The 23,812-nt window shown below is 60.6% G+C and carries 22 protein-coding genes, 1 pseudogene and 1 riboswitch; of the genes and pseudogenes, 15 read left to right on the top strand and 8 right to left on the bottom strand.

Features of this window, described 5'->3' with window-relative positions; genetic code table 11:
- Positions 1-12: 12 nt before the first annotated feature.
- The gene (locus tag HX898_RS12895; RefSeq protein ID WP_180194814.1) at positions 13-1,641 is read right to left on the bottom strand and encodes a beta-xylosidase; all 1,629 of its coding nucleotides are present in this window, start codon (positions 1,639-1,641) and stop codon (positions 13-15) included.
- A gap of 350 nt (positions 1,642-1,991) precedes the next feature.
- On the opposite strand from HX898_RS12895, the gene HX898_RS12890 reads away from it, so the two are divergent.
- The 13 genes from HX898_RS12890 (at position 1,992) to HX898_RS12830 (ending at position 15,913) form a co-directional block, all read left to right on the top strand.
- Complete coding sequence (locus HX898_RS12890) at positions 1,992-3,893, top strand: ABC transporter substrate-binding protein (RefSeq protein ID WP_180194813.1); 1,902 nt, start codon at positions 1,992-1,994, stop codon at positions 3,891-3,893.
- Positions 3,894-3,960: 67 nt separating this feature from the next.
- A complete protein-coding gene (locus HX898_RS12885; protein ID WP_029870994.1) occupies positions 3,961-4,965 on the top strand; it encodes an ABC transporter permease in 1,005 nt (334 codons plus the stop codon).
- 6 nt (positions 4,966-4,971) lie between these two features.
- Positions 4,972-5,829: an ABC transporter permease gene (locus HX898_RS12880; protein WP_180194975.1), complete on the top strand. Its 858-nt coding sequence runs from the start codon at positions 4,972-4,974 to the stop codon at positions 5,827-5,829.
- A 4-nt stretch (positions 5,830-5,833) separates the two neighbouring features.
- A complete protein-coding gene (locus HX898_RS12875) occupies positions 5,834-6,868 on the top strand; it encodes an ABC transporter ATP-binding protein (protein WP_138389517.1) in 1,035 nt (344 codons plus the stop codon).
- Complete coding sequence (locus HX898_RS12870) at positions 6,865-7,752, top strand: ABC transporter ATP-binding protein (protein ID WP_180194812.1); 888 nt, start codon at positions 6,865-6,867, stop codon at positions 7,750-7,752. Before HX898_RS12875 ends, HX898_RS12870 begins: the two co-directional genes overlap by 4 nt.
- A 106-nt stretch (positions 7,753-7,858) precedes the next feature.
- On the top strand, positions 7,859-10,075 hold the full coding sequence (locus HX898_RS12865; protein WP_180194811.1) for a primosomal protein N': 2,217 nt from the start codon (positions 7,859-7,861) through the stop codon (positions 10,073-10,075).
- Positions 10,076-10,153: 78 nt separating this feature from the next.
- The gene (locus HX898_RS12860; RefSeq protein ID WP_180194810.1) at positions 10,154-10,543 is read left to right on the top strand and encodes a DUF4345 family protein; all 390 of its coding nucleotides are present in this window, start codon (positions 10,154-10,156) and stop codon (positions 10,541-10,543) included.
- A 255-nt stretch (positions 10,544-10,798) separates the two neighbouring features.
- Positions 10,799-11,365, top strand: coding sequence for a F0F1 ATP synthase subunit delta (locus HX898_RS12855; protein ID WP_012759251.1), 567 nt, complete (start codon positions 10,799-10,801; stop codon positions 11,363-11,365).
- Positions 11,365-12,894, top strand: coding sequence for a F0F1 ATP synthase subunit alpha (atpA, locus tag HX898_RS12850; protein WP_012759250.1), 1,530 nt, complete (start codon positions 11,365-11,367; stop codon positions 12,892-12,894). Before HX898_RS12855 ends, atpA begins: the two co-directional genes overlap by 1 nt.
- A 28-nt stretch (positions 12,895-12,922) precedes the next feature.
- Positions 12,923-13,807, top strand: a complete 885-nt coding sequence (locus HX898_RS12845; protein ID WP_097618016.1) for a F0F1 ATP synthase subunit gamma — start codon at positions 12,923-12,925, stop codon at positions 13,805-13,807.
- 23 nt (positions 13,808-13,830) lie between these two features.
- A complete protein-coding gene (gene atpD / locus HX898_RS12840; RefSeq protein WP_017995355.1) occupies positions 13,831-15,267 on the top strand; it encodes a F0F1 ATP synthase subunit beta in 1,437 nt (478 codons plus the stop codon).
- The gene (locus HX898_RS12835; RefSeq protein WP_180194809.1) at positions 15,267-15,506 is read left to right on the top strand and encodes a hypothetical protein; all 240 of its coding nucleotides are present in this window, start codon (positions 15,267-15,269) and stop codon (positions 15,504-15,506) included. The genes atpD and HX898_RS12835 overlap by 1 nt, the downstream gene beginning before the upstream one ends.
- Complete coding sequence (locus tag HX898_RS12830) at positions 15,506-15,913, top strand: F0F1 ATP synthase subunit epsilon (protein ID WP_012759246.1); 408 nt, start codon at positions 15,506-15,508, stop codon at positions 15,911-15,913. The genes HX898_RS12835 and HX898_RS12830 overlap by 1 nt, the downstream gene beginning before the upstream one ends.
- A 211-nt stretch (positions 15,914-16,124) precedes the next feature.
- On the opposite strand, the gene HX898_RS12825 is transcribed toward HX898_RS12830, so the two are convergent.
- From HX898_RS12825 to HX898_RS33535, 7 genes and pseudogenes are all read right to left on the bottom strand, one after another.
- Positions 16,125-16,862 carry a sugar transferase gene (locus tag HX898_RS12825; RefSeq protein WP_138331749.1) on the bottom strand — a complete coding sequence of 246 codons (738 nt, stop codon included), beginning with the start codon at positions 16,860-16,862 and terminating at the stop codon, positions 16,125-16,127.
- Positions 16,863-17,029: 167 nt separating this feature from the next.
- Positions 17,030-18,250 (bottom strand): acyltransferase, encoded by a 1,221-nt coding sequence (locus tag HX898_RS12820; RefSeq protein WP_138331748.1) that lies wholly within the window; start codon positions 18,248-18,250, stop codon positions 17,030-17,032.
- A gap of 182 nt (positions 18,251-18,432) precedes the next feature.
- Complete coding sequence (locus HX898_RS12815; RefSeq protein WP_138331747.1) at positions 18,433-19,443, bottom strand: ABC transporter substrate-binding protein; 1,011 nt, start codon at positions 19,441-19,443, stop codon at positions 18,433-18,435.
- A 68-nt stretch (positions 19,444-19,511) separates the two neighbouring features.
- Positions 19,512-20,324 (bottom strand): ABC transporter ATP-binding protein, encoded by an 813-nt coding sequence (locus HX898_RS12810; RefSeq protein WP_138331746.1) that lies wholly within the window; start codon positions 20,322-20,324, stop codon positions 19,512-19,514.
- Positions 20,321-21,127, bottom strand: a complete 807-nt coding sequence (locus tag HX898_RS12805; protein ID WP_138331745.1) for an ABC transporter permease — start codon at positions 21,125-21,127, stop codon at positions 20,321-20,323. The genes HX898_RS12810 and HX898_RS12805 overlap by 4 nt, the downstream gene beginning before the upstream one ends.
- Positions 21,128-21,238: 111 nt before the next feature.
- The gene (locus HX898_RS12800; RefSeq protein WP_180194808.1) at positions 21,239-21,850 is read right to left on the bottom strand and encodes a YkoF family thiamine/hydroxymethylpyrimidine-binding protein; all 612 of its coding nucleotides are present in this window, start codon (positions 21,848-21,850) and stop codon (positions 21,239-21,241) included.
- Positions 21,841-21,954, bottom strand: a riboswitch (TPP riboswitch). (Overlaps the previous gene by 10 nt.)
- Positions 21,955-22,198: 244 nt before the next feature.
- Positions 22,199-22,288 (bottom strand): annotated as a pseudogene (locus tag HX898_RS33535) (FMN reductase); the annotation flags it as partial.
- A gap of 109 nt (positions 22,289-22,397) precedes the next feature.
- Here HX898_RS33535 and soxR point away from each other — a divergent pair.
- Together soxR and HX898_RS12790 are read left to right on the top strand one after the other, a co-directional pair.
- Positions 22,398-22,862, top strand: a complete 465-nt coding sequence (soxR, locus tag HX898_RS12795; protein WP_017962353.1) for a redox-sensitive transcriptional activator SoxR — start codon at positions 22,398-22,400, stop codon at positions 22,860-22,862.
- Between the two features lie 111 nt (positions 22,863-22,973).
- Positions 22,974-23,744: an SDR family oxidoreductase gene (locus tag HX898_RS12790; RefSeq protein ID WP_138389582.1), complete on the top strand. Its 771-nt coding sequence runs from the start codon at positions 22,974-22,976 to the stop codon at positions 23,742-23,744.
- The last annotated feature ends 68 nt before the right edge of the window (positions 23,745-23,812 follow it).

The raw sequence follows: 23,812 nt of genomic DNA, 5'->3' as shown, positions 1-23,812 counted from the left end.
TCGCCTACCGGCTCACCAATCGAGGCGCAGGAGAGACACGCCTTGACGCGGTAGGGAGACCTTGAGGGCGATCTTGCCGTCATCAACCTTGACCGACGTCTCACCGTCGATCTCGGCGAGCTTTCCCGAGGCTTCCAGTCTGGCATAGTCTTCGCCGGCCGGATTCTGCGGCTTGCCCATCGCTTTCCAGACGCCGAAGGCGTTGGAATGCTCCTCGTCCATCCTGAAATGCCTGAGCGAGGCGGACTTGTTGCCCCATCCGTCGAGATTGACCGTGATATTGGCGGACGGCCCGGCTTCATCATCGTCGTGGTAGTGCCAGACGAGAATGGAAACGCCCTTGTCGTCGCGGGTTGCCACGACGTTGACATCGGGCTTGCCGCGAACGCCATGGCTCATGATATCTTCGATGTCGCGGCGATAATCGCTTTCCGATTCCAGCCATTCGCCGCCAAGTTTGCCGAGCATGCGGAAGCCGTTGAGAACAGCCTTGTCGACGCCGTTGGTTGCAAGATCGCGGAAGCCGTCGAAATAGGGCTGGTCGTCGAACAGGAAGGCCCAGGTCACTGCGCCTTCGATATGGATGTTGGCGCGTCTTGCAAGCTCATAGGTGCGGATCATGCTTTCGACGACATAGACGCCATAGAGCGGACCGTTGCGATAGCCGTTCTGGGGATGGACGCGTGCGGAGCAGGCGGCACAGCCTTCCGGATCGGATTCGCCGATCACCACGGGCAGGTGGCGGAGTTCCGGAAACTCATTGATGATGGCAAGGTTCGTCTCGATGTCGCGGAGCTGCTTGTGCAGGCCCATCCGCACGTGACCCTCGTAGATCACCGGATTACCCTTGGCGTGGAAGGCGAGGAAATCGATCGGCGACTTGTTGTCGACGACATGCTTGAGGAAGGCGCGCAGAAAGGTCTGGGCTTTTTCGTTGGCAAAGGCGCCGCAGGTGTGCGGCCCGCCGACGCGGGCATTCGGAAGCGCGCGTTTCAAGGCCTTGGCGCTGACGTCATACATTTCGCAGAACTGCGGGATGGTGCCGGTCCAGTAGTGACCGTCCGGCTCGTTCCACACTTCCCACGGCCAGCTTGAAACGACGTCCTTGCCATATCTTTCGGCCAGATGGCGCGCCCATGCTTCGATCAGGTCGCCCCATTTCTTCAGGTCGTTTGGCGGGGCCGTCCAGCCGGTGGTGATCGTTGCGTATTTGTCGGCCGGCTCCCATTGGTGGCGATAGGGACCGTCGAAATCGGAGAGCGCTTCGGGCGTGAAGCCGATCTGGATGAGCGGAATGTTGCCGGCTTCGACGTAGGTGTCGAAGATCTTGTCGATGACCGTCCAATCATAGACCGGATTGCCGTTCGCATCCTCGGTATAGGCATTGGTCGAACCCCATTTGAGGGCAGGCAGGCCATCGCCGCTGGTCAGAAGATTGTGCGCGCGGATGCGGGGTGGCTCGGGGCTGAGTTCTGTCAGTTCCTTGAGCAGCTTCCTGCCATGCGGGGAGTAAGTGTAGTTCGGCTCGTCGTATCCGAACCAGTTCCACAAGGGTTCGTATTTGCCGGTCGGCCGGTTGGCGTGAACGGAAATTGTCACGTCATAGGGGCTGCTCATCCTGGTGTCCTCTTGAACGGTCATGCCAAAGCCTCCTCCCGAAAGCAGGCGACCTGTCTGGTGATGAAGTGCGGCCTCTTGGGAGGGCGCCGCGCTCGCCGCAAAAGCTAAGCCAAATGCTCACTTTGTCAATAATATAAAAAAGCCGATCGCTGCCGCGCATCAAAAATGCCTGAAAATGCGCTATTTTTTATGATCAGCAAAATTATCAGTTGCCGTTTCTCAAAAAATTGTCGATAACTATGGCGTGAGTTCGCCCACCGCCGAGGAGTGCATGTGTCCCTGCGGCATGTGCAGGCAGGGTTCGCTGGACGCTATCGTCAATTGATTACGGGAAGCGCTCGCCGTGGCGAGTTGAGGAGGAGGAACATCCGATGAAGTTCCGTAAATATGCAGCCATTGCCTTATTGTCTCTCATGGCCCTTCCGGCATTTGCGCAGGATTTCATTGCCGGCATACCGCGCAACGAAACGCTGATCATCCAGGGCACGCCGCAGCAGAATGCCGACTGGTTCAACGTCTGGGCTCCGGGCGGCGGGGCGGCGGCAAACCTCAATGGCCTGCAGCAACTGACCACCGATACGCTGTGGTTCATCAATCCCGAGGGCGGCAAGGATGCCTGGCAGAATGCGCTGGCTAGCGAACCGCCGAGCTACAACGCCGATTTCACCGAGATGACGGTGAAATTGCGCAAGGGCATCTTCTGGAGCGACGGCGTCGAATTCACCAGCGACGACGTGGTCTATACCGTGCAGACGCAGATCGATCATCCCGGCATGGCCTGGAGCGCGCCCTTCACCGTCAATGTCGCGAGCATGGAAAATCCGGATCCACAGACGGTCGTCTTTCATCTGAAGAAGCCGAACTCGCGCTTCCACACGCTTTTCACGGTGCGCTGGAATGCCGCCTGGATCATGCCGAAGCACGTCTTCGAGAAAGCCGCAGATCCGCTGTCCTTCAACAATAATCCGCCGGTTTCGCTCGGGCCCTACCAGCTGCAGAGCTATGACAAGGGAGGCAACTGGACGATCTGGAAGCTGCGCGACGACTGGCAGCGCACGTCGATCGGCCTGGCTGCGGCACAGCCGCCCGAGGTCAAATACGTCGTCTATCGTGCGGCCGGCAATCCGGAAGCTCGCGTCATCGAACAGCGCAACCACAATCTCGACGTCATCAACGACATGGCGCCCGAGGGCATGTTCTCGATCATGCGCGACAGCAAGAGCACGGCCTCCTGGCTGAAGGGCTTTCCTTTCGCGCATCCGGACCCGACGCTGCCTTCCGTTCTCTTCAATACGAAGAAGGCGCCCTTCGACAACAAGGACGTGCGCTGGGCTCTCGCTCTGCTGATCGACATCCGCGAAGTGGCGCTTGGCTCCTATCGCGGCGCGGCCAATATCGCCGCCCTTGCTACGCCGCCGACGGGTTCTGCCCCGGACGATTATTACGCACCGATGCAGGACTGGCTGACGAATTTCGAACTCGACACCGGTTCCCGCAAGATCAAGCCCTACGATCCCAATATCTCGTCGCAGATCGCTAATATGGTGCGTAGCCAATGGGCCGATCAGATCCCGACCGATCCGGCCAAGCTGCAGCGTACCTTCGGCTTCGGCTGGTGGAAGAAGGACGTTGAGGCTGCGACCGAGTTGCTGCAGAAGGCAGGCTTCAAGAAAAGCGGCCGCCAGTGGGTGAAGCCTGACGGCACGCCCTTTACGATCCGCCTGCAGGTGGAAGGCGATGCCATCCCAACGCTTGCCCGCGCCGGCACGGTGATTGCCCAGCAATGGTCGCAAGCCGGCATCGCCACCAAGGTCGATGTCGCCGGCCCGACCAATGGCCAGCGCCTCAGCACCGGCGATTTCGAGACCGCCATCTACTGGAGCATCGAGACTTGGGGCGGTCATCCCGACCTTTCCTTCTTCCTCGACAGCTATCATTCGGAGTTCATCAAGCCGGTCGGGCAGATCCAGCCGCCGCGCAATCTTCAACGCTGGCAGGATCCGCGTCTCGACCAGCTGATCGAGAAGAACCGATCGATCGCCTTCGATTCGCCGGATGTCGCCAAGCTCGGCCAGGACTTCCTGAAGCTTGCCGTCGAGGAAATGCCGATGATCCCGCTGATGGCCTACAACAAGTTCGCGCCGCTCGATACGACCTATTGGACCAACTATCCGAGCGCGGACAACCCCTATTCGGCCTCGGGTCCGAACTGGTCGAACATCCGCTACATGGTGGTCGGGCTGAAGGCCAATCCGGATGCGCCGAAGCCTTGATCGAGGCACAACAAAGGAAACAGCCGGCCGCCGGCTGTTTCCTTTCTGCTATTGAAGGGTCGATGTCATGAACGGCTTTCTGATCTATGCGGCAAAACGCTTTCTGCAATTTCTCTTCGTGGTCTTCACCGGCATCACGCTGGCCTTCCTGATCGCGCATTTTTCGCCGGTCGATCCGATCGAGCAGACCGTATCGCTGTTGACGAGCTTCGGCTCCACCGATCCACAGGCCGTCGAAATCCTTCGCGAATCGCTGCGTGAGCTTTACGGTACCGGCGGACCGCTGCTGGACCAGTATTTCACCTTCTGGGGCCGCGTCCTGACCGGCGATTTCGGCCCGTCTCTCTCCTCTTTCCCGACCCCCGTGATGACCGTTATCGGCCGGGCGCTGCCCTGGACGGTCGGGCTTCTGACGCTCGCAACGATCATTTCCTGGATCATCGGCAATTTTCTCGGCGCGCTTGCCGGCTATTTCCGCAGCAGCAAGCTGCTGAAGGTTGCCGGCATCGTCATCATGGCGCTACAGCCGATCCCGACCTACATCATCGGGCTCAGCCTGGTGATCCTTTTCGGTTTCATCTGGCCGATCCTGCCGATCAGCGACGGTGCTCAAGTCAATCTCGCGCCGGCCTTCAACTGGGCCTTCATCAGCTCGGTGATCGAACACGGCATCCTGCCGGCCCTGACCCTCGTGCTCGTCGGCATCGGTGGCTGGTTCATCTCGATGCGCTCGCTGGTTTCCAACATCGTCACCGACGACCACGTCGTCTATGCCGAACTTGGCGGCGTGCGCTCGCGCAGCATCTTTTCGCAATATGTGGCGCGCAACGCCATGCTGCCGCAAGTCACCGGCCTGGCACTCAGTCTCGGCAACGTCTTCGGCGGCGCCGTCATCGTCGAATTCGTCTTCAATTATCCAGGCATCGGCAAGCTTCTGATCTCCGGCATCTATTCCGGCGACTACAGCCTCGTGCTCGGTGTCACCACCATCGCCATCATCGCGGTTGCCGCCGCGGTCTTCGTGATCGACATCATCTATCCGCTGATCGATCCGCGCGTGAAACTGGGGTAATCCGTGATGTTCAAAGTCCTCAGAGACCTGCTGCGCTACAACAAGGAGTTCCTGCTCGGAACCGTCCTGATCTCTATCATCCTGGCGCTGATCGTGGCGTCGTTCTTCTCGCCCTATGACGAGAATGCCATCTATGTCGTCGCGCCCGACATGCCGCCTTCGGCCGAATTCTGGCTCGGCACCACCTCGCGCGGCCAGGAGGTTTTCTGGCAGATCGCCGCCTCGATGCGAAATACGCTGTTCTTTGGCATCATCGTCGCCTTCGTCAGCCGCATCATCGCCATCGCCGTCGGGCTGATCTCCGGCTATATCGGCGGCCGGACCGACCAGATCATCATGGCGGTCAACGATACGCTCGGCGCCCTGCCGAACATTCCGATCTTGCTGCTTCTGGTCTTTGTGCTCCGCGACCAGATGACGTGGTTCATGCTGGCGATCACCGCAGCGCTGCTCGGATGGACGCACGACAGCCGCCTGATCCGTTCCGTCGCCCTGTCTCTCCGTCAGCGGGAATTCACCCGGCACGCGGTCTTCTCGGGTATGCGCACACCGCAGATCCTCATCCGCGAACACCTGCCCTATGTCATGCCGATCGTCTTCTTCACGACGATGAACAATATGATCTGGGCGATCGGTCTCGAAGTAACGCTCTCGGTGCTCGGATTTTCCGACATCAACCGGCCGACGATCGGCGGCATGATCTACTGGGCCAATGCGCATTCCGCGATGGTATCGGGCGTATGGTGGTGGGTCGCCTTTCCGATGCTCTTCGTCGTCATCCTGTTCCTTGGCCTGTTCATGCTCGCCATGTCGGTCAACGAATATATCGACCCGCGCTCGCGGCTCGCCCGCATGGGAGCTTGAGGAGATGCAGAACCTGATGAGGACGCAGCCTTTGACCCTTGCTGAAAACGCCATGGACGCACTGACGATCGACGGGCTGAAATGCTATTACGTCAACGATTATTTCGGTGTGCGGCGGGAAATCCGCGCAGTCGACGATATCAGCCTGACCATCCGCAAGAACGAGATCTACGGCATTGCCGGCGAATCCTCGAGCGGCAAGACATCGTTGATCAAGACACTGGCCGGCGCCATCCGCCCGCCGATGCGCGTCGTCGGCGGGACGGTGAAATTCAATTTTGCCGACGGGCCGATCGATGTCTATGGCGAACCGGCGAAGATGAAGGCGGCACGGTGGCGTCACCTTTCCTACATCATGCAGGGCTCGATGAACGTGCTGAACCCGGTCAGAAGGGTCAAACACGCCTTCACCGATTTCGCCTCCCGCCATATGAACCTCGATCCCGCCGCCTTCCGGGCGCGCGTCGAGGCGCATCTTGCCAGGCTGCATCTCGATCCTCATGTGCTCGAGGCCTTTCCGCACCAGCTTTCCGGCGGCATGCGCCAGCGTCTGACCATTGCTCTCGCGACTGTCTGCGAGCCGGAATTCATCATCGCCGACGAGCCGACGACGGCGCTCGACGTGCTCGTGCAGCAGGACGTTCTGGCGCTGATTAAGGAAGTGCAGGCCCGCCTGCAGTCCTCGGTCATCTTCGTGACCCACGACATGTCGGTGCATGCCGCCATCACCGACCGGCTGGCCATCATGTATGCGGGACGGCTGGCGGAGGAGGGGCCGACCCAAGCGATCTTCGACAATCCCCAACATCCCTACACCGTCCACCTGATCGGCAGCCTGCCGCGCATCGGTGATGTCTCGACGCGAAAGAGCCTTAAGGGCAAGCCGCCGGCACTTTCGGATCCGCCTTCGGGATGCCGTTTCCATCCGCGCTGTCCGATCGCGATCGACAAATGCGCACGCGAGGTGCCGGCCATGCTGCCGAGCGCGACGGGAGGGCGGGTCGCATGCTTCCGTGCCGGGGAGTACCAGATCCAATGAGCAGCAATCTCCTCGAACTCGACCATGTGACCAAGCTCTTTCCGATCGGCGGTTTCTTCTCGCGCGAAAAGATGAAGGCGGTCGACGATGTCAGCTTCGCGCTCAGCGCCGACAAGCCCGAGATATTCACGATCGTCGGCGAATCCGGCTCCGGAAAATCGACGCTGGCGAAGATGATCCTCGGCAGCGAAAAGGCCGATCGGGGCAGTATTCATTTCGACGGCACGGATGTGAAGGCGGTTCGGTCCCGCAGGGATCGCGAGGCTTTCATGGCCAAGGTCCAGCCGGTCTTCCAAAATCCGTTCGAGGCCTTCAATCCGCTGACCCGGATCGACGAGTATCTGCTGGCCACCGCGCATCGCTTCAAGGGAGCAAAGAGCCGCGCCGAGAAAGAGGCGCTTGCCGACGTTGCCCTCCAACGCGTCGGCCTGTCGATGGCGGAGATAAAAGGCCGCTTCTCGCACGAGCTTTCAGGCGGCCAATTGCAGCGCATTGCCGTCGCTCGTGCGCTGATACCTGAGCCGAAGCTGATCGTGGCGGACGAGCCGGTCTCGATGGTCGACGCATCGCTTCGCATGTCGATCGTCAATCTCTTCCGCGATCTGCGTGATGCGCTCAACGTTTCGATCGTCTACATCACCCATGACCTTGCGACCGCCTATTACATTTCCGACCGCGTGGTGATCATGCGCAAGGGTGTGGTGGTGGAGAGCGGCGATGCCAGGGATGTGCTCGAACATCCGAAACACGCCTATTCGATCGCGTTGAAGAACGCCGTTCTGCCGCCCAATCCTCGCGAGGCATCGGCCATCCTGCGTCTGCGGCAGCGCAATGCCGAGACAAATGAAGCCACTTCCGGCAGTGGCGACCGCCTTGCCAGGTGAAGCGCAATTTCTGAGCTTCACTGTTTAAATCGCCGCGACGACCCCGAACGCGTCGCTCTGTCTTTGCAGTTCCAATTCCATCGATTTGCGGGCATGGTCTCGCGCGATGAGCACAGATTCGTCCGATCTCTTTGGCGCGCTTTTCGAGGCACCGCCCGCGAACCGAACGGTTCCCGTGCTGGTGCCGATGCCGGCGCCGAAACCCTATTCCTATTCGGTGCCGGATGGCATGGCGGTCGAGCCCGGCTCGGTCGTGCAGGTGCCGCTCGGTCCGCGGCAGGTGATCGGCGTCGTCTGGGACGGCGGCGAAGACGGCGTCGATCCGAAGAAGCTTCGGCCGATCAGCCATGTCTTCGACTGCCCGCCGCTTACCAGGGAGATGCGGGATTTCATCGATTGGGTGGCGACCTATACGCTCTCGCCGCCCGGCCTCGTCGCCCGCATGGCGCTACGGGCGCCGAACGCCTTCGAGCCGGAACCGATGGTGGAGGGGTTGAAGCTCGTCGGCGGCGAACCGGAGCGGATGACGCCGGCGCGCGCCCGGGTGCTCGATACGGCCTCCGACGGCTTTTCCTGGACACGCAGCGGCCTTGCGCATGCGGCGGGTGTCTCGACGAGTGTCGTAGACGGGCTGATCACGCTCGGCATCTTCGAGACTGTATTCCTGCCGCCGCCGCCGGTCGTAGCGATGCCGGATCCGGATTTTGCCGCAGCACGTCTCGAAGGGCCGCAAAGGCAAGCGGCCGAGGAGATCGTTGCCGACGTCCGCAAGGGTGAATTTTCGGTGTCGCTGATCGACGGGGTGACCGGCTCCGGCAAGACGGAGGTTTATTTCGAGGCGATTGCCGAGACGCTGAAACGCGGCAAGCAGGTGCTGATCCTGCTGCCGGAGATCGCGCTGACGGCCAGTTTCATGGAGCGTTTCCAGGACCGCTTCGGGGCAAAGCCGGCCGAATGGCATTCCGATCTTGCGCCGCGCATGCGCGAAAAGGTCTGGCGCCAGGCGGTGACCGGCGAAGTGCGGGTGGTGGCCGGCGCTCGCTCGGCGCTCTTCCTGCCCTTCGAGGATCTCGGCCTGATCATCGTCGACGAGGAACACGATCCCGCCTACAAGCAGGAGGATCGCGTGTTCTACAATGCTCGCGACATGGCCGTCGTGCGCGGCCGCATCGGTGATTTTCCCGTTATTCTGGTGTCGGCGACGCCGTCGGTCGAAAGCCAGGTCAACGGCCAGAGCGGACGCTACAGCACCGTCCACCTGCCGACGCGTTTCGGCGATGCGGCGATGCCGGACCTGCATCTGGTCGATATGCGCAGGCATGCGCCGGAGCGGGGCGGCTTCCTGTCGCCTGTGCTGATCCGGGCGATCGGCAAGACGGTGGAAAAGCGCGAACAGGCGCTGCTCTTTCTCAACCGGCGCGGTTATGCGCCACTGACGCTCTGCCGGGTCTGCGGCCACCGGTTCCAATGCCCGCAATGTTCGAGCTGGCTGGTGGAGCATCGCTTCCGCAAGCAGCTGCAATGCCATCAATGCGGCCATGCCGAGCGCACGCCGGAGGCATGCCCGGAATGCGGCACGCTCGACCATCTCGTCGCCTGCGGGCCAGGCGTCGAGCGCATCGCCGAGGAGGTGGAACGGCATTTTCCGGAGGCGCGGACGATCGTTCTCTCCTCGGATATCATGGGCGGGGTGAAGCGGCTGCGGCTGGAGCTGGAAGCGATCGCCAAGGGCGAAGCCGATATCGTCATCGGCACCCAGCTTGTGGCCAAGGGCCACAATTTTCCGCTGATGACGCTGGTCGGCATCGTCGATGCCGATCTCGGCCTTGCCAATGGCGACCCGCGTGCGGCCGAGCGCACCTTCCAGCTTTTGTCGCAGGTGACCGGCCGGGCCGGGCGCACCGGCCTCAAGAGCCATGGGCTGCTGCAGACCTACCAACCGCAGCATCCTGTCATGCAGGCGATTGTCTCCGGCGATTCCGACGCGTTCTACGAGCGTGAGATCACCGAACGCGAATGCGCCCTATTGCCGCCCTTCGGCAGGCTCGCCTCGATCATCGTTTCGGCCGAAACACGCCACGACGCCGAAAACCATGCGCGTGGCATGCGCAACGCCGCGCCGCAGGTGTCGGGCATCTCGGTGCTCGGCCCGGCCGAAGCGCCGCTTGCGCTGGTGCGCGGCCGCCACCGTTTCCGTCTTTTGGTCCACGGCCGGCGGAACTCGGACATGCAGGGGTTCCTGCGGGCGATGCTGTCGCAATCGCCCAAAGAGCGCGGATCGGTGCAGGTGCAGCTGGATATCGATCCGCAGAGTTTTCTCTAAATGAATGACGCCGCCATTCCCTCCTTTTTCGGCCCATGCCATAAAACACTGATTCATCCGGTGATTTGGGGCTGACGCATGGAGTTTTACTTTCCGACCGAGTTTGGCGAGCAGCTTGCCTTTTGCTCCGCCGCTTTCACGGCGCTCGCCGGCTTCATCATGATGTTGGCGCCGGGCCAAACTTTCCGTCTTCTCGGTCTGCAGGCGCAGGAGGGGCGGCCGGAAGGCTTCGGCGAGGGGCGCTCGATGGGCGGTTTCTATCTCGGCTTCGGGCTGTCGGCGATCATGCTCGCCCAGGACTGGATCTATATGGCGCTCGGCGCCTCCTTCGCGATGGCTGCCTTTGCCCGTGTCATCTCGATCCTGTCCGATAAGGGGAGTAATCTCGTCAACTATTTACTCCTGGTTGTGCAGATCGCTTTGGCCGCGCTACCGCTGCTCTACGTTTTCGGCTTCACCCAGACGTGACTCTCGCTGCCGGCAGACGGCTTCTTCGGCCTGCTTTCAGGCCATTGCGCGATTTTGCAGACAGAAATTCATGTGAAAGGCGTATTCGGGCATTACGCGTGTTGCGAGTCCGAACATCCTATGTTAGACGGACCCCGAATTTCGGAAGAAGCAAGAGGCTTCTCTTGTGATTTCTGGGGGAAATCAAAACGAATTCAAGATCATAGGTTCGGCGCCCGCCGAGAGCCGGATTTTGGGTTGAAATCAGGGAAATTTGTGCCAGTGGCAGACACGTCCCAGCTTACTTCTGGTGTTGCAGAACGCTATGCCTCGTCGCTTTTCGAACTGGCGCTCGAGCAGGGCGCCGTCGATAGCGTCACCGCCGATCTTGACCATTTCCAGGCTATGCTGGATGAGAGCGCCGATCTGAAGCGCTTCGTCGCAAGCCCGGTTTTTTCCGCTGAAGACCAGCTGAAGGCGATCGTCGCCATCAGCGAGAAGGCCGGTATCAGCGGTTTCTTCGCCAATTTCTTGAAGGTCGTGGCGCGCAACCGCCGCCTGTTCGCCCTGCCGGGCATGATCAAGGCCTTCCGCATCATCGCCGCGAACCATCGCGGTGAAATCTCCGCCGAGGTCACCTCGGCGCATGCGCTTTCGCAAGCGCAGGAAACCGAATTGAAGGTGGCACTCAAGAGCGTTACCGGCAAAGACGTGACGATTGCCGTCACGGTTGATCCGTCAATTCTTGGTGGTCTGATCGTGAAGGTCGGGTCCCGTCAGATTGATACGTCTCTTCGTACCAAACTCTCTACCCTTAAGCTCGCATTGAAAGAGGTTGGCTGATGGATATCCGCGCCGCGGAAATTTCCGCAATTCTCAAAGACCAGATTAAAAATTTCGGCAAAGAGGCAGAAGTCTCGGAAGTCGGCCAGGTTCTCTCCGTCGGTGACGGTATCGCTCGTGTCTACGGTCTGGACAATGTCCAGGCCGGTGAAATGGTCGAGTTCCCGGGCGGCATCCGCGGCATGGCGCTGAACCTCGAATCCGACAATGTCGGCGTCGTCATCTTCGGCTCCGACCGCGACATCAAGGAAGGCGACACCGTCAAGCGGACCGGCGCCATCGTTGACGTTCCGGTTGGTCCGGAACTGCTTGGCCGCGTCGTCGACGCGCTCGGCAATCCGATCGACGGCAAGGGCCCGATCAACGCGACGCGCCGTTCGCGCGTCGACGTCAAGGCTCCCGGCATCATTCCGCGCAAGTCGGTTCATGAGCCGATGTCGACCGGCCTCAAGGCCATCGACGCATTGATCCCCGTCGGCCGCGGCCAGCGCGAGCTGGTCATCGGTGACCGCCAGACCGGCAAGACCGCGATCCTTCTCGATGCCTTCCTCAACCAGAAGGCCATTCACGACAACGGTCCGGAAGGCGAAAAGCTTTACTGCGTCTACGTCGCCGTTGGCCAGAAGCGTTCGACCGTTGCCCAGTTCGTCAAGGTGCTCGAAGAGCGCGGCGCACTGAAGTATTCGATCATCGTTGCCGCCACCGCTTCCGATCCGGCGCCGATGCAGTTCCTGGCACCGTTTGCCGGCTGCGCCATGGGCGAATATTTCCGTGACAACGGCATGCATGCGCTGATCGGTTACGACGACCTGTCCAAGCAGGCCGTCTCCTACCGCCAGATGTCGCTGCTGCTGCGCCGCCCGCCGGGCCGCGAAGCCTATCCGGGCGACGTTTTCTATCTGCACTCGCGCCTGCTCGAGCGCGCTGCGAAGATGAACGACGACAAGGGTGCCGGTTCGCTGACCGCTCTGCCGGTCATCGAAACGCAGGGCAACGACGTGTCGGCCTTCATCCCGACCAACGTGATCTCGATCACCGACGGCCAGATCTTCCTTGAAACCGATCTGTTCTACCAGGGTATCCGCCCGGCCGTGAACGTCGGTCTGTCGGTTTCCCGCGTCGGTTCGTCGGCGCAGATCAAGGCGATGAAGCAGGTTGCCGGCTCGATCAAGGGCGAACTTGCCCAGTATCGCGAAATGGCCGCCTTCGCTCAGTTCGGTTCGGACCTCGACGCTGCGACGCAGCGTCTGCTGAACCGCGGTGCACGCCTGACCGAACTTCTGAAGCAGCCGCAGTTCTCGCCGCTGAAGACGGAAGAGCAGGTCGCCGTGATCTTTGCCGGCGTCAATGGCTATCTCGACAAGCTGCCGGTCGCTTCGGTTGGCAAGTTCGAGCAGGGCTTCCTCTCATATCTGCGTTCGGAAGGCTCCGCCATCCTCGACGCGATCCGCACGGAAAAGGCAATCAGCGACGATACCAAGGGCAAGCTCAACGCTGCTCTCGATAGCTTCGCAAAGTCTTTCTCGTAATCAGGCCCTAAGTTAGGACGGATCACGGATGCCTTCACTTAAGGATCTGAAAAACCGGATCGCCTCCGTCAAGGCGACGCAGAAGATCACCAAGGCGATGAAAATGGTCGCCGCGGCGAAGCTTCGGCGTGCGCAGGAGGCGGCCGAGGCCGCCCGGCCTTATTCGCAGCGCATGGGTGCGGTTCTGGCGAACATCGCCAAGGCCGTCACCGATGCCGACGGCGCCCCGACGCTGATGACCGGCACCGGCCAGGACAAGGTCCATCTGCTGGTGGTCTGCACGGCCGAACGTGGTCTTTGCGGCGGTTTCAACTCGCAGATCGCACGCTTTGCACGCGAACATGTCCGCAAGCTGCTTGCCGAAGGCAAGACGGTGAAGATCTTCACCGTCGGCAAGAAGGGGCACGACATCCTTCGCCGCGAATTTGCGTCGTTGATCATCGAGCGCAAGGAATTGCGCGACGTCAAGCGCGTCGGCTTCGAGAATGCGGACCAGATCGGCAAGCGCATCATCGAGATGTATGCTGCCGGCGAGTTCGACGTCTGCACGCTGTTCTATTCCGAGTTCAAGTCGGTGATCAGCCAGATTCCGACGGCGCAGCAGCTCATCCCGGCTTCAACGGGAGCTGTGCAGGCCGAAGATGCGGCACATGCAGGCGCCGTCTACGAATACGAGCCGGATCCGGCATCGATCCTCGAAGATCTGATCCCGCGCAACATCTCCGTCCAGATCTTTCGCGCGCTCCTTGAGAACGTCGCGGGCGAGATGGGCGCAAAGATGAGCGCTATGGACAATGCGACGCGTAATGCCGGTGAGATGATCAACAAGCTGACGCTGAGCTACAACCGCCAGCGTCAGGCGCAGATCACCAAGGAACTCATTGAAATCATTTCGGGCGCGGAAGCGCTCTGAGGCTAGGAAAAGAGGGTCAGAAAATGGCTGAGGCAGCTACCCCCAAGATCGGCTCTGTCGGCAGAGTCACCCAGGTTATCGGCGCCGTCGTCGACGTTGCATTCGAAGGCGAACTGCCGAAGATCCTGAACGCGCTGGAAACCAGCAACAACGGCAACCGCCTGGTTCTCGAAGTTGCGCAGCACCTTGGCGAAAACGTCGTCCGTACCATCGCGATGGACTCGAGCGAAGGTCTCGTTCGCGGCCAGGAAGTCGCCGATACCGGCGCTCCGATCATGGTTCCGGTCGGCAACGAGACGCTCGGCCGCATCATGAACGTCATCGGTGAGCCGGTCGACGAAGCCGGTCCGCTGGTTACCGCTCACAAGCGCTCCATCCACCAAGAGGCGCCGTCCTATGTCGAGCAGTCGACGGAATCGCAGATTCTGGTGACCGGCATCAAGGTCGTCGATCTTCTGGCTCCCTATGCGCGCGGCGGCAAGATCGGCCTCTTCGGCGGCGCCGGCGTCGGCAAGACCGTTCTGATCATGGAATTGATCAACAACGTCGCCAAGGCGCATGGTGGTTATTCGGTTTTCGCAGGCGTCGGTGAACGCACCCGCGAAGGCAACGACCTCTACCATGAAATGATCGAATCGAACGTCAACAAGCATGGCGGCGGCGAGGGCTCGAAGGCGGCGCTGGTTTACGGTCAGATGAACGAACCGCCGGGCGCCCGCGCCCGCGTTGCTCTGACCGGCCTGACGGTCGCCGAACACTTCCGCGACCAGGGCCAGGACGTTCTGTTCTTCGTCGACAACATCTTCCGCTTCACGCAGGCAGGTTCCGAAGTGTCGGCTCTGCTCGGCCGCATCCCGTCGGCCGTCGGCTATCAACCGACGCTCGCAACCGACATGGGCCAGATGCAGGAGCGCATCACCACGACGACGACCGGCTCGATCACCTCGGTTCAGGCCATCTACGTTCCGGCCGACGACTTGACCGACCCGGCGCCGGCAACCTCGTTCGCTCACCTTGACGCAACGACGGTTCTGTCGCGCTCGATCGCTGAAAAGGGCATCTACCCGGCGGTCGATCCGCTCGACTCCACGTCGCGCATGCTCGATCCGCTGGTCGTCGGTGAAGAACATTACGACGTCGCCCGTAAGGTCCAGTCGACGCTGCAGCGCTACAAGGCCCTGCAGGACATCATCGCGATCCTTGGCATGGACGAACTGTCCGAAGAGGACAAGATTGCTGTCGCCCGCGCCCGCAAGATCGAGCGCTTCCTGTCGCAGCCGTTCTTCGTCGCCGAAGTCTTCACCGGCTCGCCGGGCAAGCTGGTTGCTCTCGAAGACACGATCAAGGGCTTCAAGGGCCTCGTCAACGGCGAATACGATCACCTGCCGGAAGCTGCCTTCTACATGGTCGGCTCGATGGAAGAAGCGGTCGAAAAGGCCAAGAAGCTCGCAGCTGCTTAATGAGCGATGCGCTAGACGAGATATTCTGCTGCGACTCCCTGAAAGGGGTCGTGGCGGGTCTTCCGGAACCGGCAGCGCCGACCGTCTATCGCGCCGATAATGGCGTGCTGATGATGGTGGTGGGGCTGGTCCAGAGCGAGGAAGGTCTCGGTTATCTCGACCAAGCGATAATGCACTGCCCGTTCTGCGGGACTAAATTGCAAGATGCGAAAGCCATAGCCGAGAAGGTAAGTCACTGATGGCTGACAATTTCAACTTTGAGCTCGTTTCGCCGGAGCGTCTGCTGCTGTCGGAGATGGTGACCGAGGTCGTCATCCCCGCGACTGAAGGCGAGATGACGGTCATGGCAAACCATGCGCCGACGATGACGACGATCAAGCCGGGTGTCGTGAGCGTGCGTTCTGCCTCCGGCAAGAAGCAGGACTACGTCGTGTTCGGCGGTTTTGCCGATATCCTGCCGACCGGCTGCACATTGCTCGCCGAATCCGCAGTTCCGGTCGAGGAACTCCACAAGGACGAACTGACGCGCCGCATCGAGGCCGCCCGTAAGGAACTCGAACATGCCGAGCTGCACGAGCACAAGTCGAAGCTCGAACACTTCATCATGGAACTGACGCACCTGCGCGGCGTCGTTCAACAGGATTGATTACAATCGGTAAGATCCATGAAAAGCGGCCGCGATGGCCGCTTTTTTGTTTCTGCCTTTATCTGTCGATGTACGGAAAACAGCGCTATCGGCCGAGTTGAAATTAAGACGCGGCCGCAGCAATTCAAAGGGCTAATGCGACCTTTGGGCGTCTGAAAAGACGCGTGACGCTGCAGGGGTCGCCTACCTCTGGCAGTGATGCCGGATCGTCTCAGAAACCGGTGCCGCCGCGCAGCTCGATGACGACCGTCTTGAACAGGATCTTCACGTCGAGCAGCAGGCTGAAATTCCTGACATAATAGATATCGCAGGCGATGCGAGCGCGGGCTGCCAGCGGCCGCGCCGTCGGGCCGCGCCAGCCGCGCGTCTGCGCAAGGCCGGTGATGCCGGGGCGCATGATGTGGCGGTGGTGGTAGTCCGGCACCAATTCCTCGTAGAGCCGGCCGGCTGCCCGCATATTGATGGCGTGGCAGCGCGGGCCGACCAACGACATCTCACCCCTGAGAACGTTGAAAAGCTGCGGCAGCTCGTCGATATTGGTCTTGCGCAGCAGCGCGCCGACGCCTGTCACCCGGCTGTCGCCCTTGACGGTCTGTTGAATGCCGCTGGGATCGCAAGCTTCCGCGCGCATCGACCGGAACTTGAAGACCGTGATCTTCCGGCCGTTCAGCCCCCAGCGGATCTGCCGGAAAAACACCGGACCGCCATCGTCGAGTTTGATGAAAAGAGCGATTGCCAGAAAAAGCGGCGCCAGCACGATGAGGGCGCTGAGTGAGGCGACGATGTCGATCAACCGCTTCACGCTGAGCCGCACAGCCATCTTTCTTTCGATAAGGGAAAAGCTATCCGGCTGGCGAACGTTGGAGTTCGCTATAACCAGGGTCTTGGTTTTGTCCTGACGCTGAGACGGATCGAAGCGTGGATTCGTCTTCGAAGTAAAAGCATTCATTACGCAAGGTCCACAAGTTTAGATGCGATACTGAACAACATGGAGACAAATACATGGTCACGTATCGTTTGTCATCGGTATAAATAAGAATTTGATAACCCTAAAGATGCCAAAAATGGGAGTATTCCGCGTTAACCTTAACGCCTGTAGTTGCGCTTACGGGAAATTTATACTTTGAAAGGAGTAGCCCGATTGGGTTGACGAGATGTCAGCCGGTTGCCGAAATCGATCGCCGGTTTTTCCAGCAGGAAGTAGCTGAGGGTTGCGACCAGAAGGATGAGCGCTGCCGCCAATCCGCAAGACTGCAGCCAGCCGGTAACGACATTTTCCGAGGAAACGCCGAACGAACCCGGGTCGAGCCTCTGGATCAATATCAGAATGATCTCCTGCCAAATATAGATGCCGAAGGAGATCTTTGCGATATAGCGGACAGGAGCGTTGTCGAGCAGCCTGCCCAGGTGTTGCGAATGGCTGAGCGAAACGAGCGCCGTTGCGACCGCCAGCGGAAAGACCGGAAAACCGTAGGGGATTTCGAGCCAGCCGTAAGCTTCGGCAGAGCCGCCGGGCGATATGACGAGGCGGTAGGCGGCAATGGCGAGGCCGAGGAGCGCTGCGGCATCGAACCAGGAGGAGCGCCTTCTTGGCAGCATGACCTCGACGCCGGCGGCAAGCGCGCCGAGCGCGAAGACGGCGAAGAAGCCGATCGGGTTATATCTCGGCATCCATTCCTTCGCCCCGCCCTGCAGGCCGTACTGCCAGCCGCGTTCGATGTCGTCGAGCGGAAAGAGGGTCAGGATCAGCACATGGGCGAGGAGTACGCCCGTGATGACGCAAAGCCAAGCGAAGCGGGTAAGCAATGGGCGCTGCCTGAGGAATGGCAAACGAAACAGCAGGAGAAAGCAGACCGGCAGGAGCACATAGCTGGTGACCTCGAAGGGAATGGACCAGAGCGGCCCGTCGGCTTCGACAGGAAACAAGGTGCGCCAATGCCACTGGCTCATGAACAGCAGCCCGGAGACGTAGCGGAGCACAAGCTCAGGCGTCAGCGGCAGGGCAAGCAGCGTCAGGCTGAGGGCGAAGCCGGTGGTGGCGGCGAACCAGAAGCCCGGAGCGATGCGCGCCATCCTGCGGATCGTATAATGCCGCAGGCTCGGCATGTCGCTGCCCGCGTCGAGCGCGCGCCAGAAGGGATGGGCAAGAAGGAAGCCGCTGAGGACGAAGAAGATGGCGACGCCGAAATTGCCGAAGCGGAGGATGTTTGCGGTCGGTCCGAGTTCATCAGGGATTCTGCGCATATCCAGCCGCAGCGCGAAGTGGTGGGCGAGCACCAGCAGACAGGCCGTCGCGCGCAGAAAGTCCGCTCCGGCCAGTCTCTCTTGTAGTCGCATCCTGCCTCCCCACCTTGCCCAGAGCATGATGCCGAAAAGTGTGAGTGGTTTCCGGACGACATCATGCTCTACTTCTTTGATTTAGATACGGATTCGGACCTTAAGCCGATCCGGCCTAAGATCTGAATCCGTATCTAGGATTTTGCAGCGGAAAGCCGCGACGGGCAAGGCAGGCGTTGGGCTCAGTCGAGAAGTTCGTTGGTATAATAGGTGGAAAAGTCCGGCTTCTCCTTGAGTGCGGCGCCATTCGCATCGACCAGAATACCGTTCTCCATCAGGAAGCTGCCGAGGGCCTCGGCTTTTGCCGGGTCGAGCTTACCGATCACACCGGCTTCGGATTTCAGGAAGTGCCCCTCGATCAATGCCTTCTGAGAAGCCTTTACCAGTTCCGTATTCATCAGTGCGCCGTTGCTTCCAGAGATCAGCAGGTCGCAGGCTTCGTCGGGATGGTCGACGGAGTAGGTATAACCCTTTCGTGTCGCCTGGATGAAGGCGCGGGCGTGTTCCCGGCTTGCGGAGAGATAGGCGTCGCTGGAGACGATGACCGTCGTCTGCTCATCGGGAATGCCATAATCGGAATAGTGGAAGCGGCCGATCTTCCGGTTTTCCAGTTCGGCAGCGATGCCTTCCCAGGTGTAGATCTCCAGCGTGAAATCGATCGAGCCATTGTCCAGCGCCTCGTAAGCGGAGGTGCCGAGGGTGACGGTCTTGACGTCGCCTTTGCCGCCGTCATTGCGGATCATCGCGGAGATCAGCGCGCTCTCCCAGGTGCCGCCAAAGCCGCCATAGGTCTTGCCGTCGAGGTCTTTCGGGCTCTTGATGTCGTCGCGTCCGCCCTTGAAGATCAGGCGTGCGGTTTCCGTCTGGACGACGCCGTAGACCATCTTCACGTCACCGCCGCCAGCGCGCTGCGTCAGGGTCTCGATCTCGCTGCTGATGCCGAAATCGGCAACGCCGTTCGACACCAGCGTTCCGGCGCTGGTATCGGTGAAGGGAAGAATCTCGACATCGAGCCCGGCATCGGCATAGAAGCCCTTCGCCTTGGCGACATAGATGCCGATATGGTTGGTGTTGGGCGTCCAGTCGAGCGCGATGCGAACCTTTGCGGGCGCCGATTGGGCGAAGGCGGGGTGGCCGGCGAGGCTTGCCGCGATGGCGGCGAAGATCGTCTGGCGACGGGTGAGAAGCAGCATGGTGACCTCCTCAGGTCTCTAGAGCATGATGCCGAAAAGTGTGAGCGGTTTTCGGACGACATCATGCTCTAACTCTTTAACTTAGAACAGGATTCAGATTTTAGCCCGACCGGTCTAAAATCATCCTGTTCTAGCGGATGAAGCAGGGTTTGCAGGATTTCGGTTTCGATCGCCTGGGCCGCCGGCGAGCCGAGATCGGCAATGCTTCTCGGACGGGGCAGGGGAACGCGGAATTCGCGGATAATACGCGCCGGACGGGCCGAGAGCACGTAGATCCGGTCGGAAAGGAACACGGCCTCGCGAACATCATGGGTGATCAGCAGTGCCGTCCAACGGTGTTCGGTCCACATGCCCTGCAGCCATTCCTGGATCTGCGTGCGCGTCAGCGCGTCGAGGGCGCCGAAAGGCTCGTCGAGCAGCAACATGTCCTGGGTCTGGACGACGGTGCGCAGCAGCGCGGCGCGCTGGCGCATGCCGCCTGACAGTTCGGAGGGATAGTGATGCTCGAAGCCTGCGAGGCCGAAGCGCTCGAACAGTGGCGCGACGGCGGCGCGGGCCGCGCGGCGGCTCATGCCGCGCACCTCGAGACCGAGTGCGGCATTGTCGATGATCCGGCGCCAGGGCATCAGCGCATCGCGCTGCGGCATGAAGGCGAAGGAATGCGGCGCCTGTTCCAGCGGCGCGCCCTTGAAAAGCATGGTGCCGGAATCGGGCCGAAGCGCCTGTGTCAGCAATCTCAGTACCGTCGATTTTCCGGAGCCGGATGGGCCGACGATCGAAACGAACTCGCCGCTTTCGACAGCGAGTGAAATATCGCCCAGCACCTTCATGCCGTCGAATGACTTCGAGATGTTGTGCAGTTCAACCATTGCATCGCTCATCGGCGCAGCTCCCCGGATTGTTGCCAGGGCATGACGAGGCGCTGGATCAATAGCGTCGCTCCGAAGAGGCAGAGTGTCAGCACGGCGCTGACGACGACGGCGGCGAGCACGAGATCGGGGCGGAAGTTGTTCTTGGCGTTGAGGATATAGATCCCGAGGCCGCGGGCGGCACCGGCATATTCGGCAAAGATCGCGCCGACGACGGCATAGGTGATCGAGATCCGCAGGCCGGCGAAGAAATAGGGCAGCGAGGAGGGAAGCCGTGCCAGGCGGAAAATACGCCAGCGGCTCGCCTTCATCGAATTCAGCAATTCGGCGATGTCGCGATCGGTCGATTCATAGCCCTGCAGCAAGGCGACGAGCAGCGGGAAGAAGGTGACGAGCGCCACCAGCAGGATCTTCGGCAACAGGCCGAAGCCGAACCAGAGGACGACGAGGGGGGCGATCGCCACCAGCGGCAGGGTCTGGCTGGCGATGAAGATCGGCAGCAATGCCCGGCGCATGAAAGGCACGAAATCCATGAGGATCGAGGCGGCGAAGGCGAAGGCAAGCGACAGGGCGAAACCACCGAGTGTCGCGCCGAGCGTCGGCCAGGTGTTTGATATCAGTGACTCGCGGTTCAGCCAGCCCTGGATGACGATGCGCGAAGGTGCCGGCAGGATGGACGGTTTGATGCCGGATAGATCGACATAGAGTTCCCATGCCGCCAAGAAGGCGCAGCCGGCGAGCAAGGCGGGTATGCCCCGGTAGAGAGCGGAGCGGAGCGCGGCAAGTCGCGAATCCGATGGTTTTGACGGTGTCATCAGCGTTCGATTTCAAGCTTTCGTCGGGCACCGCATAATTCCTTAAATCGGAATCGATTTAAGGATAAAATTATGCAGCAATTTAAAGTGTTACAGCGTCCTTTGCGCGTCTTAAAAGACGCGCGGCGCTGTATTGGCCGACACCGTGATGTCGAGGGTCACATGCCCTTCGGGTTCGCCGAAGCGAAAGAAGGCCTCACGAATGGTGGTGAAGACCGCGCCGGCATCGCCAGAGAGCCTGGTGCAGAAATTCTTGGCACGGTCGAAGGTGCCGGAGCGCTTCAGGAAGTCGATGCAGCCATAGATCTCGTCCATATGGGTACCAGTTCCCATGACGTAGAGCGAGAATTGCGCAGCGGTCGGCTGTCCGGTTTCGGCGGTGATGTCAACGGCGGCAAGTGCGGCTGTTATGCGCTCGGCAAGCGGCTCCGCCTGGCCGAGGGAGGGGTTGATGCCGCAGATGGCGTCGTCGGGTTCGCCGGGGCAGCCGCGTGAAACGGCAGCGGACAGCACGCAATGCTCGCCGGTCTTTGCGGCGGCGATGAAAAGATCGTGCATGGCGGCGAAGAGAATGTCAGGCGGGCCGACCAGCAGTGTGGAGATGTCATCGGTCTCGATGCGCAGCCGGTCGCGATAGGGATCTAGCGCCTTGACGGCATCGAGAATGATGCCGACGAAATTGCCGGACATCGGATAGAGTGACACTTGTGCGCCTGAGAACATCTGAACCTCGCTCCGCTGGCATTACCCAGATCAGCTTTGAAGGGTCCAGAGGCTTGCGCCTCACATCTCAGCCCCGGCAATACGGAGCTCCCCTGTTATTTGCGCGGAAACTATCACCGGGGGTTTCTCCCCGCAACCGCAAAATTGCGAACCCGTCCGTGCGGTCGGAATGAGCCTGATGTGACGGGAAACACCCGGACGGAGGTCCTGTCCGGGTGTTCCCAACGGTTCCGTACCTGCCGGGAACGGAACCGGAGCTTCCTGCCTCAGGCGGCTAGCGCATAACCCCGAAAATCGGAATCGGTTTTCGGAAAGGATTATGCGTAGATTCAAAGTGATAGAGCGTCTTTAGCGCGTCTGAAAAGACGCGCGGCACTCTATGTCGGCATAGGGACGATTGCTGCGGGCGGTAACAAGCGCCCGTATCCACCATTCCAGCCCTCGCCATCATCTGGTGTTTGCATGCGTCGCTCCTTGTTGCGATTGAACTTTACGATTGCGGGAGCAAGGGTTATAAAACCTCAACTATTCTTGAGGTCAAGAGGTGATGGATACAATTCCGGCAGCGCCGCTCGGCAAGCTCCTGACGGTTGGCGAAGTGGCGGAGCGCAGCGGCCTCGCCGTCTCGGCGCTGCATTTTTACGAGACCAAGGGGCTGATCTCGAGCATCCGCTCCCGCGGCAATCAGCGGCGCTATGGGCGCGATGTGCTTCGCCGGCTCGGGATCATCAAGGTGGCGCAGCGTGTCGGCATTCCGCTTTCGGAAATCCAGGCGGCGTTCGAGTCCTTGCCGCAAGGACGCACGCCGACCGTCGCCGACTGGCAGACGCTGTCGGCGCTGTGGAAGGATGATCTCGACGCGCGAATCAGGCGGCTTAGCCTGCTGCGCGACCGGCTGACCGGCTGCATCGGCTGCGGCTGCCTGTCGATCGAAAGCTGTCCGTTGCGCAACCCCTGCGACCGGCTCGGCAAGGAAGGGCCGGGCGCGCGGCTTCTGGAGACCGAAAACTAACCCCTGTTTTCACCGGGAAAGATCGATACGCGCCTTTCTTTCAGTCGGTGCGCTCATATGTTAATGGCGAATGACACAACCGGCGGCACTGTCCGCGAGGAGGACGGCTTCGTGTTCCATCCCAGACTGTTCGAAAATCGCAATGTCGTGGTGACCGGCGCCGGCCGCGGCATCGGCCTTGAAGTGGCCCGGCAGTTCCTGGACTGCGGCGCGAAGGTGATCGTCCATACCGGGCGCAAGCCGGGACGCGACCTGCCGGATTTCCTGCTGACGGCTGAATCCGAAAGACGGGCGCTGCTGCTTAATGCCGATTTCTCTGCAGTCGGTGGGGCAGCGCAATTTGCCGAGGATACTCTCGCCTTCTTCGATAAGGTCGATGTGCTGGTCAACAATGCCGGCACCATGCTTGGCCGTTTTCCCGCCGCCACGCTCACCGATGCAGAATATGAGGCGGTCGTGCGTCTTAACCAGACATCGGTGGTGGCGCTGACGCGGGCGCTGCTGCCGGCATTGAAGGCGGCTAGTGATGCTGCCATCGTCAACACAGTTTCGATTTCGGCGTTGACCGGCGGCAGCCCCGGTTCCTCGATCTATTCGGCCTCGAAAGCCTTCGTTGCGACCTATTCCAAGGCGCTTGCCCGCGAGCTTGCACCGGACGGCATCCGCGTCAATTGCGTATCGCCGGGAACGATCGAGACGGATTTCCATGAGCGCTATTCCTCGCGCGAAAAGCTGGAGCAGACGAGAAAATCCATCCCCCTGCAGCGGCTCGGCACGGCGGAGGATTGTGCTCCCGCCTATCTGTTCCTGGCCGCTCCCTCGCTCTCGGGCTACATCACCGGACAGGTGATCGAGATCAATGGAGGTCAGCTTATCTGCTGATTTGTTTGGACTTTTTTTGACATTTCATCACTTTTGACCAATTCGCTTGTGCGAATATGCTATTGTGC

The organism is Rhizobium sp. WYCCWR 11128 (assembly GCF_013416305.1).
GTDB classification, from domain to species: domain Bacteria; phylum Pseudomonadota; class Alphaproteobacteria; order Rhizobiales; family Rhizobiaceae; genus Rhizobium; species Rhizobium indicum.
Note: the sequence above shows the minus strand (reverse complement) of the source record. Positions and strands in the feature narration are given on the sequence as shown.

Excerpts from the sequence above, each read along its gene's own strand:
- HX898_RS12895 (WP_180194814.1), bottom strand. The coding sequence starts at position 1,641 with ATGACCGTTCAAGAGGACACCAGGATGAGCAGCCCCTATGACGTGACA.
- HX898_RS12890 (WP_180194813.1), top strand. The coding sequence starts at position 1,992 with ATGAAGTTCCGTAAATATGCAGCCATTGCCTTATTGTCTCTCATGGCC.
- HX898_RS12885 (WP_029870994.1), top strand. The coding sequence starts at position 3,961 with ATGAACGGCTTTCTGATCTATGCGGCAAAACGCTTTCTGCAATTTCTC.
- HX898_RS12880 (WP_180194975.1), top strand. The coding sequence starts at position 4,972 with ATGTTCAAAGTCCTCAGAGACCTGCTGCGCTACAACAAGGAGTTCCTG.
- HX898_RS12875 (WP_138389517.1), top strand. The coding sequence starts at position 5,834 with ATGCAGAACCTGATGAGGACGCAGCCTTTGACCCTTGCTGAAAACGCC.
- HX898_RS12870 (WP_180194812.1), top strand. The coding sequence starts at position 6,865 with ATGAGCAGCAATCTCCTCGAACTCGACCATGTGACCAAGCTCTTTCCG.
- HX898_RS12865 (WP_180194811.1), top strand. The coding sequence starts at position 7,859 with ATGAGCACAGATTCGTCCGATCTCTTTGGCGCGCTTTTCGAGGCACCG.
- HX898_RS12860 (WP_180194810.1), top strand. The coding sequence starts at position 10,154 with ATGGAGTTTTACTTTCCGACCGAGTTTGGCGAGCAGCTTGCCTTTTGC.
- atpA (WP_012759250.1), top strand. The coding sequence starts at position 11,365 with ATGGATATCCGCGCCGCGGAAATTTCCGCAATTCTCAAAGACCAGATT.
- HX898_RS12845 (WP_097618016.1), top strand. The coding sequence starts at position 12,923 with ATGCCTTCACTTAAGGATCTGAAAAACCGGATCGCCTCCGTCAAGGCG.
- atpD (WP_017995355.1), top strand. The coding sequence starts at position 13,831 with ATGGCTGAGGCAGCTACCCCCAAGATCGGCTCTGTCGGCAGAGTCACC.
- HX898_RS12835 (WP_180194809.1), top strand. The coding sequence starts at position 15,267 with ATGAGCGATGCGCTAGACGAGATATTCTGCTGCGACTCCCTGAAAGGG.
- HX898_RS12830 (WP_012759246.1), top strand. The coding sequence starts at position 15,506 with ATGGCTGACAATTTCAACTTTGAGCTCGTTTCGCCGGAGCGTCTGCTG.
- HX898_RS12825 (WP_138331749.1), bottom strand. The coding sequence starts at position 16,862 with ATGAATGCTTTTACTTCGAAGACGAATCCACGCTTCGATCCGTCTCAG.
- HX898_RS12820 (WP_138331748.1), bottom strand. The coding sequence starts at position 18,250 with ATGCGACTACAAGAGAGACTGGCCGGAGCGGACTTTCTGCGCGCGACG.
- HX898_RS12815 (WP_138331747.1), bottom strand. The coding sequence starts at position 19,443 with ATGCTGCTTCTCACCCGTCGCCAGACGATCTTCGCCGCCATCGCGGCA.
- HX898_RS12810 (WP_138331746.1), bottom strand. The coding sequence starts at position 20,324 with ATGAGCGATGCAATGGTTGAACTGCACAACATCTCGAAGTCATTCGAC.
- HX898_RS12805 (WP_138331745.1), bottom strand. The coding sequence starts at position 21,127 with ATGACACCGTCAAAACCATCGGATTCGCGACTTGCCGCGCTCCGCTCC.
- HX898_RS12800 (WP_180194808.1), bottom strand. The coding sequence starts at position 21,850 with ATGTTCTCAGGCGCACAAGTGTCACTCTATCCGATGTCCGGCAATTTC.
- soxR (WP_017962353.1), top strand. The coding sequence starts at position 22,398 with ATGGATACAATTCCGGCAGCGCCGCTCGGCAAGCTCCTGACGGTTGGC.